The sequence below is a fragment of the Streptomyces flavofungini genome, from assembly GCF_030388665.1.
In the GTDB taxonomy this organism is placed as follows: domain Bacteria; phylum Actinomycetota; class Actinomycetes; order Streptomycetales; family Streptomycetaceae; genus Streptomyces; species Streptomyces flavofungini_A.
In genome coordinates, this window is sequence record NZ_CP128846.1 from 2387788 (window position 1) to 2402220 (window position 14433).

The 14433-nt window shown below is 70.1% G+C and carries 13 protein-coding genes; 4 read left to right on the forward strand and 9 right to left on the reverse strand.

Translation table 11 applies throughout. From position 1 onward, the window contains the following. From QUY26_RS09260 to QUY26_RS09270, 3 genes are all read left to right on the forward strand, one after another. The gene (locus QUY26_RS09260; protein WP_289944927.1) at nucleotides 1–906 is read left to right on the forward strand and encodes a sucrase ferredoxin; all 906 of its coding nucleotides are present in this window, start codon (nucleotides 1–3) and stop codon (nucleotides 904–906) included. A gap of 183 nt (nucleotides 907–1089) precedes the next feature. Continuing rightward, nucleotides 1090–2760: a sensor histidine kinase gene (locus QUY26_RS09265; protein ID WP_289944928.1), complete on the forward strand. Its 1671-nt coding sequence runs from the start codon at nucleotides 1090–1092 to the stop codon at nucleotides 2758–2760. Next, nucleotides 2757–3431: a response regulator gene (locus QUY26_RS09270; protein WP_289944929.1), complete on the forward strand. Its 675-nt coding sequence runs from the start codon at nucleotides 2757–2759 to the stop codon at nucleotides 3429–3431. Before QUY26_RS09265 ends, QUY26_RS09270 begins: the two co-directional genes overlap by 4 nt. Nucleotides 3432–3435: 4 nt before the next feature. Here the strand turns inward: QUY26_RS09270 and QUY26_RS09275 are convergent, their stop codons facing one another. The 7 genes from QUY26_RS09275 to QUY26_RS09305 all read right to left on the reverse strand — a co-directional run bounded on the left by QUY26_RS09275 (nucleotide 3436) and on the right by QUY26_RS09305 (nucleotide 10609). Beyond that, a complete protein-coding gene (locus QUY26_RS09275; protein WP_289944931.1) occupies nucleotides 3436–5028 on the reverse strand; it encodes a solute symporter family protein in 1593 nt (530 codons plus the stop codon). Then, entirely contained in the window at nucleotides 5025–5525 is a 501-nt protein-coding gene (locus QUY26_RS09280; RefSeq protein ID WP_289944933.1) for a DUF485 domain-containing protein, read from the reverse strand. Before QUY26_RS09280 ends, QUY26_RS09275 begins: the two co-directional genes overlap by 4 nt. Nucleotides 5526–5638: 113 nt before the next feature. Further along, complete coding sequence (locus QUY26_RS09285; RefSeq protein WP_289955614.1) at nucleotides 5639–6250, reverse strand: response regulator; 612 nt, start codon at nucleotides 6248–6250, stop codon at nucleotides 5639–5641. Then, on the reverse strand, nucleotides 6250–6453 hold the full coding sequence (locus QUY26_RS09290; protein WP_289944935.1) for a hypothetical protein: 204 nt from the start codon (nucleotides 6451–6453) through the stop codon (nucleotides 6250–6252). Before QUY26_RS09290 ends, QUY26_RS09285 begins: the two co-directional genes overlap by 1 nt. 33 nt (nucleotides 6454–6486) lie before the next feature. Continuing rightward, complete coding sequence (locus tag QUY26_RS09295; protein ID WP_289944937.1) at nucleotides 6487–7578, reverse strand: sensor histidine kinase; 1092 nt, start codon at nucleotides 7576–7578, stop codon at nucleotides 6487–6489. 124 nt (nucleotides 7579–7702) lie between these two features. Beyond that, nucleotides 7703–8209 (reverse strand): DUF1453 domain-containing protein, encoded by a 507-nt coding sequence (locus QUY26_RS09300; protein ID WP_289944939.1) that lies wholly within the window; start codon nucleotides 8207–8209, stop codon nucleotides 7703–7705. 276 nt (nucleotides 8210–8485) lie between these two features. Then, complete coding sequence (locus QUY26_RS09305) at nucleotides 8486–10609, reverse strand: DNA gyrase/topoisomerase IV subunit B (RefSeq protein ID WP_289944941.1); 2124 nt, start codon at nucleotides 10607–10609, stop codon at nucleotides 8486–8488. Between the two features lie 431 nt (nucleotides 10610–11040). Here QUY26_RS09305 and QUY26_RS09310 point away from each other — a divergent pair, with 431 nt between their 5' ends. Then, nucleotides 11041–11271, forward strand: coding sequence for a DUF7455 domain-containing protein (locus QUY26_RS09310; protein WP_030357361.1), 231 nt, complete (start codon nucleotides 11041–11043; stop codon nucleotides 11269–11271). Nucleotides 11272–11472: 201 nt separating this feature from the next. Here QUY26_RS09310 and QUY26_RS09315 read toward each other — a convergent pair whose 3' ends face one another. Together QUY26_RS09315 and QUY26_RS09320 are read right to left on the reverse strand one after the other, a co-directional pair. Next, nucleotides 11473–12315 (reverse strand): S1 family peptidase, encoded by an 843-nt coding sequence (locus QUY26_RS09315; RefSeq protein ID WP_289944942.1) that lies wholly within the window; start codon nucleotides 12313–12315, stop codon nucleotides 11473–11475. Between the two features lie 140 nt (nucleotides 12316–12455). Beyond that, complete coding sequence (locus QUY26_RS09320) at nucleotides 12456–14003, reverse strand: RNA polymerase sigma factor (protein ID WP_289944943.1); 1548 nt, start codon at nucleotides 14001–14003, stop codon at nucleotides 12456–12458. Between the last annotated feature and the right edge of the window lie 430 nt (nucleotides 14004–14433).

The window sequence follows — 14433 nt, forward strand, 5'->3', positions numbered from 1 at the left end:
GTGAGTACATGCGCGACCGCCTCGCGGGATCTGGACGAACCTCTGGCGGGCACCGCGGCCACCGCCAGGACCTGGCTGCTCCTGGAACAGCCCGGCCCTTGGGGCGCCAAGGCGCTCACGTCGAGCCATCTCGATCCGGACGTGGGCCGCGCCCTGGAACAGGCGGCCGAGTCGACCGGCGTGCGGGTCGCCCTCATCCGGCGCCCGGGACGTCACGCCGACTGCCACACACCCGCGCGGCACCGCGTCTACGCGGCCCACACCACCCCGGGCAACGCCTGGCTGCGCTCCCATGTCGTGGACGAACCACGGCAGTTGCTGGACCTGGACTTCGCGGCGCTCGGCGCGGGTGACCACGGGGGCTTCGGCACACCGCACACGGGCGAGCCGCTGGCGCTCGTGTGCACGAACGGCAAGCGCGACCGCTGCTGCGCCCTGCTCGGCAGACCGCTGGCCGGTGAACTGACTGCCTCCGGAGAGGAAGGCGTCTGGGAGATCACTCATCTGGGTGGTCATCGCTTCTCCCCCACGCTCCTCGTCCTGCCGCACGGCTACGCGTACGGCCGCACCGGGGCGCACGCCGTCAAGGAGATCCTGCAGGCGGTGCGTGAGGGCTGCGTCGTCACCGAGGGGTGCCGGGGCAACTCCGCCTGGGAACGCCCCGGCCAGGCTGCGGAGCTGGCGGTGCGCACGGCCGCGCGCGAGGACGTGCTGGGGGCGCTCAGCGTCGTGGGCACGACGGGCGGAGCTCCGCGCTGGGAGGTGACGGTCGCCCACACCGACGGACGGCGCTGGCGAGTCACCGTCGCGCAGGGTGCCTCGTTGCCGCCGCGTCCGGAGAGCTGCGGGGCGGCGCTGGGGTCGCCCGCGCGGATGGACGTGATGGCGGTGCGGGAGATCGTGTAGGACCGCTCGGGCGGACCGGGCTCCCGGTGCTCGCGGGCGGGGGTCCAGGTGTAGTGATCGAGTAGGGCCGCCGAGGCGACCTCCTCCCTAAGGTCACGCAGGCCAGTCGGCCGGAGGGCTCCCGGGAGATCCACGCCACACTCCCTTCGGAGCAGGCCGCCCCTCGCCGTACCGTTCGTACACATGAGCCCGACTCCCCCTGCCCGACGTCTGCGCCTCGGCCTGCCGCGGCGCGTCTTCTCGCAGGTGCTGCTGATGCAGCTGGCGATCGCCACCGGGGTGGCCGTGCTCGCCACCGGGCTCTTCCTCGCGCCGCTCAGCGACCAGCTGGACGACCAGGCGATGCGCCGGGCCCTCGCCATCGCGCAGACGACGGCGGCACAGCCCGGGATCGCCGATGACCTGGTCTCCTCGCGCCCCGCGGCCGACGGGCCTGTGCAGTCGGCGGCGGAGCGGATCCGCAAGGCCAGCGGCGCCGAGTACGTCGTGATCATGAACAAGGAGGGTGTGCGCTGGTCGCACACCGACCGCGACGAGGTGGGCAGGGTCGTCTCGACGGACCCCAGCGACGCACTCGCGGGCCGCGACGTCATGGAGATCGACAACGGCACGCTCGGCCGCTCCGCGCGCGGGAAGGTGCCCTTGCGGAACGCGAACGGCACGATCGTGGGCGCTGTCTCCGTAGGCATCGAGTACGACAGTGTGCGCGCCCGGCTGATCCACACGATCCCGAGCCTGTTCGCGTACGCGGGCGGGGCTCTGGCCGTCGGGGCGCTCGCCGCCTATCTGATCTCGCGCAGGGTGCACCGTCAGACCCGTGACCTCGCGTTCTCCGACATCTCGGCGTTGCTCGCGGAGCGCGAGGCGATGCTGCACGGCATCCGTGAGGGGGTCGTCGCCCTGGACCACGGCGGCAGGATCCGGCTGCTCAACGACGAGGCCCAGCGGCTCCTGGGGCTCGGTGCGGAGGCGATCGGGGAGTCCCTGGAGGCGGCGCTCGGCGAGGGCCGCACCGCCGATGTCCTGTCGGGCCGCGTCACCGGCACCGACCTGCTGACGGTACGCGGCCAGCGGGTCCTGGTCGCCAACCGCATGCCCACGGACGACGGCGGCGCCGTCGCGACCCTGCGCGACCGCACCGAACTGGAACAGCTCGGCCGGGAACTCGACTCCACCCGCGGTCTCATCGACGCCCTGCGCGCCCAGGACCACGAGCACGCCAACCGCATGCACACGCTGCTCGGCCTGCTCGAACTGGAGATGTACCAGGAGGCCGCGGAGTTCGTGGGCGAGGTGGCGGGCGCTCACCGGGTGACCGCCGAGCAGATCACCGAGAAGATCCACGACCCGCTCCTGTCGGCCCTGCTGGTCGGCAAGGCAACCGTCGCCGCGGAGCGCGGCGTGACACTCGCCGTCTCGGAGGACACCGCCCTGCCCGACCGGCTCGTCGACCCCGGTGGGCTCGTCACGATCGTCGGCAACCTCGTCGACAACGCGCTGGACGCGGCGGCGCCCCTGCGGCCCGGGGCCGCGGGCGTCGGGCACGCGCGCGTGGAGGTCGCTCTGCGCACCGAGGGACCGGAGGGACGCACGGTAGTGCTTCGGGTACGGGACTCCGGTCCCGGTGTGCCGGCGGAGCAGCGTGAGTCGGTGTTCACGGAGGGCTGGAGCACCAAGGAGCCGCCTGCGCACGGCAAGCGCGGTATCGGGCTCGCCCTGGTGCGCAGGCTCGCCGAGCGGCAGGGCGGCAGGGCGGCGGTCGGTGCGGCGCCCGGGGGCGGCGCCGAGTTCACGGTCGTACTGCCGGAGGGGCTCGCGGAGCCACGGCCGGTGGCAACGGAGGAGGCACGATGATCGAGGTCCTGGTCGTGGACGACGACGTGCGCGTGGCGGACGTCAACGCGGCCTACGTGGAGAAGGTTCCGGGTTTCCGGGTGGCGGGGCGCGCGCACAGCGCCACCGACGCGCTCCGCCTCGTCGAGGAACTGCCGGTCGACCTGGTGCTCCTCGACCACTACCTGCCGGACGAGACAGGCTTGGCCGTGGTCCGCTCGCTGCGTGCGCGCGGCCACCAGACCGACGTGATCATGGTGACGGCGGCCCGCGACGTCGCCACGGTGCAGGCCGCGATGCGCCACGGCGCGTTGCAGTACCTGGTCAAACCCTTCTCGTACGCGGGACTTCGCGCCAAGCTCGACGCGTACGCCACGCTGCGTCGCACTCTCGACGGCGGCGGCGAGGCGGAGCAGGCCGAGGTCGACCGCATTTTCAGTGCACTCTCGGCCACACCGGCGCCGGACCTGCCCAAAGGGCACTCGCCCACGACCGCGGAGCTGGTCCGCAGGGCGCTGATGGCGGCTGAGGGGCCGGTCTCCGCCCAGGAGCTGGCGGAGAGCACCGGCCTGAGCCGGCAGACCGCACAGCGCTATCTGAAGCTCCTGGAGCGCACGGGCCGGGTGCGGCTGAGCCTGAAGTACGGCGACACGGGCCGCCCGGAACACCGCTACGCATGGTCGTCCTCCTGACCTGCTACGCGGCGCCCGCTCCGGTCAGTGAGCGCACTTCCGTCTCCGCGTGCTTGGCCTCGTCCGCCGGATCCGACGAGGTGACCGTGCCGAACCAGCCCGCGAGGAAGCCCAACGGGATCGACACGAGTCCGGGGTTCTCCAACGGGAAGTACTGGAAGTCCACCCCGGGGAAGAGGGAGTTCGCGCTCCCGGACACCACGGGCGACAACACCACGAGCACCAGCGCGGGCAGCAGCCCGCCGTAGACGGACCAGACGGCGCCCCGCGTGGTGAACTGCCGCCAGAACAGTGAGTAGAGCAGCACCGGCAGGTTCGCGGACGCAGCGACCGCGAAGGCGAGTCCGACCAGGAACGCGACGTTGAGGTCGCGGGCGACCAGACCGAGGCCGATCGCGACCGCGCCGATCCCCACCGACGCGACCCGCGCCACCGCGACCTCGCTGTGCGGCTTGGCGTTCTTGCGCCGCAGCGAGGCATAGAGGTCATGAGCCACGGAAGCCGAGGAGGCGAGCGTGATCCCGGCGACCACGGCGAGGATCGTGGCGAACGCGACGGCGGCCACGACCGCGAAAAGAACCGTCCCGCCCGTGGAATCCGCACCGCCGCCCAGATCGAGCGCGAGCAGCGGCACCGCGGTGTTCCCCGCCGCGTTCGAGCCGCGCACCGCGTCGGTCCCGACGACCGCCGCCGCACCGAAACCGAGCACGATCGTCATCAGGTAGAAGCTGCCGATGAGACCGATGGACCAGACGACCGACCGCCGGGCGGCCCTCGCGGTCGGCACGGTGTAGAAGCGCGACAGGATGTGCGGCAGTCCGGCGGTGCCGAGCACCAGCGCGAGACCGAGGCTGATGAAGTCGAACCGTGAGGTCCAGTCCCCGCCGTACTTCAGCCCGGGCGCCAGGAACTGTCCGCCGTGCCCACTGCGGTCGGCGGCCGTCCGCAGCAACTGGTCGAAATCGCCGTGGAAGCGCATCAGGACGAGCACGGTCAGCGCGATCGCCCCGGCCATCAGCAGGACCGCCTTGACGATCTGGATCCACGTGGTGGCCCGCATCCCTCCCATCGACACATAGATGACCATGAGCGCGCCGACGCCGATCACCGTCCAGGTCTGCGCCGCATCGCTCGTCCCGCCCAGCAGCAGCGCAACCAGTGAGCCCGCCCCCACCATCTGCGCCACCAGATAGAGAACGGACACGGTCACCGAGGAAGTTCCCGCGGCGATCCGCACCGGACGCTCCCGCATCCGCGCCGCCACCACGTCGGCGAGCGTGAACCGCCCGCAGTTGCGCACCAGTTCGGCCACCAGGAACAGCACGACGAGCCAGGCCACCAGAAAGCCCACCGAGTACAGCAGCCCGTCGTAGCCGTAGAGCGCGATGAGCCCGGAGATACCGAGGAACGAGGCCGCCGACATGTAGTCGCCCGCGATGGCAAAACCATTCTCCATGGGCGAGAACAACCGTCCGCCCGCGTAGAACTCCTCCGCGGAGCCGTGCCGGTTGCGGCTCACATACGTCGTGATCCCCAGCGTGACCGCGACGAACGCCCCGAACAGGACCAGCGCCAGCGTCTGGTGATCCCCCGTCACCGCTCGGCCCCCTGGCGCAGCTCCTGCTCCCGCTTCTGCTCGAACACGGCCCACCGCAGATCGAGCGCCGCTTTGTCCCGTCGCAGGCGGGCGTGCCGCGCGTACGCCCACGTCAGCAGGAACGTTGTGGCGAACTGCGCGAGGCCCGCGACCATCGCGACGTTCACCGCCCCGTGCACGGGGCGAGCCATCAGATCCGGTGCCGTCGTCGCGGTCACGACGTACGCCACGTACCAGGTGAAGAAGGCGATCACGGCAGGGACCACGAACCGTCGGTACCGACGGCGCACCTCCTGGAAGGCCGCGCTCGCCTGCACTTCCAGGTAGATGTCGGCGGCACTGCGCTCCGGCGCGGCGGTCGGGGCCGGTGCGGCGGGCACCGTGGGTGCGCCGGTGCCGTCCAGCTCGCCCCATCCGGAGGCCAGCTCGTCGTACCACGGATCCTTCAGATCACCGGGCCGGGACCGACCGGCGTCGCGGCCGTCGTGCTTCTCCACCGAACTCTCCTTGTCCGCGGCCTGATTCGGCCGCGTGCCCAAGGATGGACAGATCGGGAAGATCCGTGACTCTTGTCTCCCCGCTCTTCACCCCATCAGGTGACGCGGGCTCCTCACCGCCGTGTCCTGCCCGGAGGCTGAGCGAGGCCGTGCCGGTAGGCGTAACGCACCGCCTGCGCGCGGTCCTTGAGACCCGCCTTGGCGAAGAGGTTGTTGATGTGGGTCTTCACCGTGGCGGTGGAGACGTGCAGCGCCCGCGCGATCTCCTGGTTCGTCATTCCTTCCGCGATCAGCGCTACCACCTCTGTCTCGCGCGTGGTCAGCCCGTCGGGCGGCTCCGCGGGGCGGGTGGCTTCCGTCGGCTCCGCGAGCCGCTCGAGGAGGCGTCGCTGGATCTTCGGCGAGAGCCCCGCGTCCCCCGAGAGCACGTCCTCGACGGCCCGCACGATCTCCTCACCGCCCGCGTCCTTGGTGAGGTAGCCCCGTGCCCCGGCCTTGAGCGCCGGGAACAGCGACTCGTCGTCGGCGTACGTCGTGAGCACCACGACCTGCGTGCCGGGATACTGCGACCGGATCCGCCGCGTGGCCTCCGCGCCGTCGCAGCGCGGCATCCGCAGGTCCATCAGGACCACGTCCGGCGAGAGTTCCGCGACGAGCCGCACGGCCTCCTCCCCGTCACCCCCGGAACCAATGACCTCGATGCCCGGCAGCAGCCCCAGCAGCATCACGATCCCCTCACGCACCACGGTCTGATCGTCGACCACGACCACCCGCGCGGGCGGCCTGCCCCCACCACCCGTGCTCGCGCCCTGCGGAACCACGGCCTCCCCGCCGCTTCCCGCACCTCGCCGACCCGCGACACCAGCACCAGCACCAGCACCAGCACCAGCACCAGCACCAGCACCAGCACCAGCACCAGCACCAGCACCAGCACCAGCCTCGTCGGGCCCGTCGTTCCTCGTCATCCCGGCACCTTCAACCGCACCGCGAAGCCTTCCTGTTCCGGCCCCGCCTCCAGCGAGCCGCCCAACAGCTCGGCGCGCTCCCGCATCCCCAGCAGACCGTACCCGGCTCCCGAAGCGGCGAGTTCCCCCGACGAACCGCCCGAGTCCCGCACGTCCAGCGTCACCTCCCCCTCCCCGTACTCGAGGAGGACCGTCACCTCGGCCCCCCGCGCGTGCTTGCGCACGTTCGTCAACGCCTCCTGTGCCACTCGGCGCACCGCCTGTGACGCTTCCGCCGTCAGTACCCGCCGCTCCCCCGCGACCGTCACCGACGCCCCGTCCGACGCCACCAGTTCCCGCAGGAAGTCCTCCACCGGCGTCATCTCACCACGCAGCGCCGACAGTGCCTGGCGAGTCTCGGCCAGTCCTTCCGACGCCATGGACCTGGCTGCCACCACACGTCCGAGGATCTGCTCCCGGCTGCCCTCGCCCTCGATCAGCAGTCGGGCTGCCTCCAGGTGGACGAGCTGGGCGGAGAGGCTGTGCGCCAGCACGTCGTGGATCTCCCGGGCGATCCGCCCCCGCTCGGCCAACGCTGCCGACTCGGCCTCGGCCACACGTGCCGCCCGCTCCTGGGCGAGCAACCGCTGGGCGTTGCCCCGGGCTTCCGCGTCCAGCCGCAGCACGTACCCGGCGAGGGCGAGCCCCGTGGTGACGGCCGCCGTCGTCGGCCAAGGGTCCTCGTTCACCAGGGCGAACGACCCGAGTGCCGTCCCTGTGGCGATCACAGCCGCCCCCAGGGGCAACCGCTCCATCGACATGACGGCGGCAGCGCACCACAGCACGGCCGCCGGAAGGTCGAAGCCCGTCGCATGGGCCGCGAAGCCCACCGCCACAACGACACCGATCGACCCCAGCGACAGCCACAGCCGCCGCTCCAGCGTGGCGCGGAAGAACACCACGAGCGATGCCCCGCAGACGACGATGGCGACCAGCCCCAGCGCGATCCCCCAGCCCGGGACCCCGCCCCGGAACAGCGTGCTCCACAGCAGCAGGCTGATGAACACCGCACGCACGAACCAGCTGAGCAGCCGCCGGGGGCGGGTCATCCTCTCGCTGGACAGGGCCTCTCGCGACGGCCAGCGCGTCCAGGTGTCGAGCGTGACGGACGCCCCGTCTCCACGAGGAGCCCCGTGGCCGGCTGGGTCTGTCCCCGTCAGTGTGGGCATTTCGTCACCGTACGCCGCCTGCCAGGGCCGTCGCCGGGTGCAGGGCCCTGGCCCGCAGTTCCAGGACGCCGGCGCGCACCAGCAGTGACGCGGCCAGCGCAACCAGGAGCGCGCCGGAACCCTGGTGGATGCCGATGAGGAGACCTGCCCCCATGAGTCCGAGCCGGGCGGTTATGCCGACGACCCAGACGACCGCTGTGGATCTGGTGCCGCGTGTCCACACGGACCCGTCCTGCTCCGTCCAGACGCGGCTGGTCCAGGCCCAGGCGGCACCCATCAGCAGCCCCACGACGATCTCACCGCCGAGGAGCACGAGGGAGGCCGTCTCATGCTGGGTGTCGACGACACCGGATCCCCTGAGGCCGACGTAGCCGAGCAGGACTGGCAGCAGCCACCAGCGTTTGGAGCCCGACATGCGCTGTGGCTGCGTCTGGCGTCTGACGATGAGAACGACTGCGGCGAGGATCAGCAGCGCGTTGGCGAACCCGGGCATCACGGCCTCCGATGGCATGCGCGGACAGGAAGACGACTGCGGAAGCACGCCTTCGGTACGCCTTCGACGCTACGGAATCAGCCTGGTCGGAGAATCGGAGCGAGGGTGGATCACGGGTGGATCCGGGATCTCCACCCATGGGTGGAGACGCCCGTGAAGAAGGCCATCGGGCGCGCAGAATGGGCGCCCCGAGCGCTCCGGACGCCCCACAGAAGGACGCACCCGGCGCACCCGGGGCACTCACACTTCACACGCGCCGCACGGGCCTCACGCACCGCACGCGCCACACAGGCCTCACGCGTCGATGCGCGACCGATCCAGCGTCGCCGCCGAGCTCGTGATGAACTCCTTGCGCGGCGCGACTTCGTTGCCCATGAGGAGGTCGAAGACCTGCTCCGCCGACTCGAGGTCGGAGATGTTGATCCGGCGCAGGGTGCGATGCCGCGGGTCCATCGTCGTCTCGGCCAGCTGGTCGGCGTCCATCTCGCCCAGGCCCTTGTAGCGCTGGATGGAGTCCTTGTACCGCACGCCCTTGCGCTCGAACTCGAGGAGGGTGTCGCGTAGCTCGCGGTCCGAGTACGTGTAGACGTACTTGTCCTGGCCCTTCTTGGGCTGGATCAGCTCGATCCGGTGCAGCGGCGGCACGGCGGCGAACACGCGGCCCGCCTCGACCATGGGCCGCATGTAGCGCTGGAACAAGGTCAGCAGCAGGATGCGGATGTGCGCGCCGTCGACATCAGCGTCGACGAGCAGGATGATCTTGCCGTAGCGGGCCGCGTCGATGTCGAAGGTCCGGCCGGACCCGGCTCCTATGACCTGAATGATCGCGCCGCACTCGGCGTTCTTGAGCATGTCCGAGACCGAGGCCTTCTGGACGTTGAGGATCTTGCCGCGGATGGGCAGCAGGGCCTGGAACTCGGAGTTCCGGGCGAGCTTGGCGGTGCCGAGGGCGGAGTCTCCCTCGACGATGAACAGCTCGCTGCGGTCGACGTCGTCGCTGCGGCAGTCGGCGAGCTTCGCGGGCAGCGAGGAGGACTCCAGGGCAGTCTTCCGGCGCTGGGCGTCCTTGTGCTGGCGGGCCGCGATGCGTGTGCGGGCGGCGGCGACGGCCTTCTCCATCACGGCGCGCGCCTGCGCCTTGGCGTCACGCTTGGTGGACGTCAGGAACGCCTTGAGTTCCTTGGCGATGACGTTGGCGACGATGCGGTTGGCCGCCGAGGTGCCGAGGACCTCCTTCGTCTGCCCCTCGAACTGCGGCTCCGCGAGGCGCACGGTGACGACGGCGGTGAGGCCTTCCAGGGCGTCGTCCTTGACGATGTCGTCCTCGGCGACGCGGAGCAGCTTCTGCGCGCGCAGTGCCTCGTTCATCGTCTTCGTGAGTGACCGCTCGAAGCCGGTCACGTGCGTGCCGCCCTTGGGCGTGGCGATGATGTTGACGAAGGACCTGACCGTCGTGTCGTACCCGGTGCCCCAGCGCAGCGCGACGTCCACGCCGAGCTCCCGCGTGACTTCGGTCGGCGTCATCTGGCCGTGGTCGTCGAGGACGGGCACGGTCTCCTTGAAGGTGCCCTGGCCGGAGAAGCGGAGGACGTCGCAGACGGCCTTGTCCTGCGCCAGGTATTCGCAGAACTCGCTGATCCCGCCGTCGAAACGGAAGGATTCCTCGCCCTTGGTGCCACCTTCACCGAGGCCGAACTCGTCACGCACGACGATGGTCAGCCCGGGTACCAGGAAGGCGGTCTGACGGGCGCGCTGATGGAGGTTCTCCAGACTGAGCCTGGCGTCCTTGAGGAAGATCTGGCGGTCGGCCCAATAGCGCACGCGCGTGCCGGTGCGGGTCTTGGGGATCTTCTTGACCTTGCTCAGCCGTGCCGCCGGGTCGAACGCCGCGTCCGCCCCGGGCTTGGCGAAGGCTCCGGGGACACCGCGCCGGAAGCTGATGGCGTGCGTGTGCCCGGCGCGGTCCACCTCGACGTCGAGACGGGCCGACAGGGCGTTCACCACGGAGGCGCCCACGCCGTGCAGACCGCCGGAAGCCGCGTACGAGCCGCCGCCGAACTTGCCACCCGCGTGCAGCTTGGTCATGACGACCTCGACTCCGGAGAGCCCCGTCTTGGGCTCGACGTCGACCGGGATGCCGCGGCCGTTGTCCCGGACCTCCACGGAGGCGTCGTCGTGGAGGATGACCTCGATGTGGTCGCAGTACCCGCCCAGGGCCTCGTCGACCGAGTTGTCGATGATCTCCCAGAGGCAGTGCATCAGGCCGCGGCTGTCCGTCGACCCGATGTACATGCCCGGACGCTTACGGACGGCTTCGAGCCCCTCCAGGACGAGAAGGTGCCGCGCGGTGTAGTTGGAACCGTCCCGGTCTGCTCCGGTCAGCAACGCTGTGGACGGCACGGACGTCTCGGCGGTCACGCGGTTCGCTCCTCGCTGAATTTCAAGGGAGGCCCTTTGGGGTAAGGGCCCGGCTTCTACTGCCCGTCAGAGGGTACCGAGGCCTGGTAGAGCCGTTGTCACGCCACCCTCGACTCGGCCCAGACTAGTCCAGAAGCGTACGCGTGTTCGATCGCTCGATGGGGTGAAGCACACATCACGTTCCCTTCCAGGCATGAACCATTTAGGCTCCGGGCACGTCCTCATGAACAACCGGCAAGCCAGCCGGCACGGACCTGACCTGACAGACAGCGCGAAACCGTACGACAGCAATACGGCACATTCGCCGCCAACCGGCAGCAGACAGCCACCCCGAATGAAAATTTCGAGGAAAAGCCACGAGCGGGAACGTTTTCGGCCTGGTTGGATGTTGACCCTGGTACGACAGCTCGTCGAGCTAGAGAAGAGGCGACGTGACTACTGTTCTGACCCCCGCGAGCCCCCTGACGGCCGCTGACCGCTGCGACCGCTGCGGCGCACAGGCGTACCTGCGCGTCGTCCTGTTGAGCGGCGGTGAACTGCTCTTCTGCGCCCACCACGGTCGCAAGTTCGAGCCGGAACTCAAGAAGATCGCCGCCGAGATACAGGATGAGACGGAGCGCCTGACCGCTGTGCCGGCCAGCTCATCCGAAGAGGAACGCTGAAGCCTCGCACGACGACGAGCGAGCGCCGGACCACCAGACCGGCGACCGGGCGGCTGCCCCTGTAACCCCAGGGGCAGCCGCCCGCTCTCGTTCCTCAGGGGCCCCGGGAACCCGCGATCCCCGGCCGACCGTCCCGCCCGGGCGGTCCCGGCGCCCAACGAGCCCGTACGGGCCGCCCAGCGCCCCGCACGGGCCGTTCACTCACTGGCCCTGTCTCATGCCCTGTCTCATGGCCCGCAGGACGTCCGAGATCCGGGTGTACACCCCCGGGCTGCCCGCGCGGCCGCAGCCGTCCCCCCACGACACCAGCCCGATGAGACGCCCCCGCGCGACCAGCGGCCCACCGCTGTCGCCCTGACAGGCGTCCCGGCCACCCTGCGGTTCCCCCGCACAAACCATGGAAGCGGCCATGTACGTGCCGTCAGCACTACCGGGATAGGCCTCCTCGCACACCTCGTCCGCAAGGACCGTCACGTCAGCGGCACGCAGCGACCGGGCGTAGTCGCCCCGCCCCGTGGTGTCACCCCAGCCGTACACCGTGGCGCTCGTACCGGCGTTGTAGGCGGCGTCTCCGGCACCCGCTGTCCCGATCACGTGACTCTGCGGCAACGGCTGCGCGAGGGTCAGCACCGCGAAGTCACCGGCGTTGGTGTAGCTGTCGTAGTCCCGGTTGATCCGCACGCGGCTCACGGAGATCTCGCTCCCCGCGTTCGTGGCCAGATCCTCTCGGTCGGTGATGACCTTGAGGTCCCGTACGTCACCGACGGGCACCCCGAGGACTTCCTCGCGCATGCAGTGCGCCGCGGTGAGGACCGTCGAGCGCGCGATCGCGACACCGCCGCAGAACTGGCCCGACCGCGTACCTCCGAACCGGTCACGGCTCGCGAGGGCCACCGTCCACGGACTGTCGGCCACCCGCACCGGCTTGCCTCCGATGATGACGCTGTCGGCCGCCGCAGGGGCCGTGCCGGCCAGCGGCAGCGCGGCTGCCGCGACCCCCAGGACCAGCGCGGGCACCAGCGATCGGGCGATGGGTCGACGCATGCGATCTCCTCACTCCGGGTTGCAATCGCACACCCAGAGTCAGCTACGGTCCCATGCCCCGCACGTGCGCCACGCGGGCAGGCGAAAGGCCCGGGGTCCCGTGCGGGACTCCGGGCCTTTCCGGGGCACTGTGACGCGGCTCAGTCCAGGTAGTCGCGCAGGACCTGCGAACGCGACGGGTGGCGCAGCTTCGACATCGTCTTCGATTCGATCTGGCGGATGCGCTCGCGCGTCACTCCGTAGACCTTGCCGATCTCGTCGAGGGTCTTCGGCTGACCGTCGGTGAGACCGAACCGCATGGAGACGACGCCCGCCTCGCGCTCGGACAGGGTGTCGAGCACGGAGTGGAGCTGCTCCTGGAGCAGCGTGAAGCTGACCGCGTCGGCCGGAACGACGGCTTCGGAGTCCTCGATGAGGTCACCGAACTCGCTGTCGCCGTCCTCGCCCAGCGGCGTGTGCAGGGAGATGGGCTCCCGGCCGTACTTCTGGACCTCGATGACCTTCTCCGGGGTCATGTCGAGTTCCTTGGCCAGCTCCTCCGGGGTGGGCTCGCGGCCCAGGTCCTGGAGCATCTGGCGCTGCACGCGTGCGAGCTTGTTGATGACCTCGACCATGTGCACCGGGATGCGGATGGTGCGGGCCTGGTCGGCCATGGCGCGGGTGATGGCCTGACGGATCCACCAGGTGGCGTACGTGGAGAACTTGTAGCCCTTGGTGTAGTCGAACTTCTCGACCGCGCGGATCAGACCGAGGTTGCCCTCCTGGATGAGGTCCAGGAAGAGCATGCCGCGGCCGGTGTAGCGCTTGGCGAGGGAGACCACCAGGCGGAGGTTGGCCTCCAGGAGGTGGTTCTTGGCGCGGCGGCCGTCCTCGGCGATGATCTCCAGCTCGCGCTTGAGCTTCGGCGCCAGCTTGTCCGCGTTGGCCAGCTTGTCCTCGGCGAACAGGCCCGCCTCGATGCGCTTGGCGAGCTCGACCTCCTGCTCGGCGTTGAGCAGGGGGACCTTGCCGATCTGCTTCAGGTAGTCCTTGACCGGGTCGGCGGTGGCGCCCGCGGCGGCGACCTGCTGTGCGGGCGCGTCGTCCTCGTCCTCGTCGGAGAGCACGAAGCCCTGCGCGCCCTCCTCCGCGGGCTCGCCCTCGCCGGGCTTGCCGGCGGCAGGGGTCTCCTCGGTGGCCTCCTCGTCCAGGAGCTCACCGGCTTCCTTCTTGGAAGCGGTCTTCTTGGCCGCCGTCTTCTTGGCGGTCGTCTTCTTGGCGACGGCCTTCTTGGCGGTCGCCTTCTTGACAGCGGCCTTCTTGGCCGTACCGTCCTCGGCGGCTTCGGCGGCGACCGGCTTCTCGGGCGCGGCCGCGGAGGTGGCCGGCTTCGCCGTGGTGGTCTTGGCCGCGACCGTCCTGGTCGCGGTGCGCTTGGCCGGGCTCTTCGCTGCGACGCTCTTGCGGGGGCGCTTGGGCTCCGCGGCACTGACCATCAGCGTCACACCCTCTTCCTCGAGGATCTGGTTGAGGCTGCGCAGAACGTTCTTCCACTGAGTGGCCGGGATCTGGTCAGCTTCGAAGGCACGACGAACGTCGTCGCCGGCGATCTGCCCATCAGCCTTTCCCCGCTCGATGAGCGCCATGACAGAGACGGATTCGGCGATCTCCGGCGGGAGCGTACGGGATGTGCTGGCCGACACGAACAACCTCTCGGAACGTTGGAAAACGGCTTCCGGCCCCGTCCACTGTGGACCGGAGCCGACGACCGACGGCTGGGGATTTGGGCCGACGGCGCGGGCGGGGCCGTGGAGCTCGGACAGCGCCGTGAACGACGGCTGTATTCCCTCCTCGGCTATCACCTCTTAGGTCATCGCGCTGTTCGTAGGAGCGTTACGCCCAATCTACGTGGCCCGAGTCACACCTCGTAAGCACTCAAAAGCCTCTAGATGCGGTCAGAAGCGACGAGGGTTCAGTCATCCTCCCGTCGGATGCGCACGTCGGCGCCCTCATGGACGGGCTTGTGGCGACCCACTCACGGCCGCATCACCATTCCCCGGCATGCATCAACATCCTTCGATGTCCGCCGACGTCCGTGGGGTGTACGCCAGCATCCCTTTGTGTACGTCAGCGTCCTTC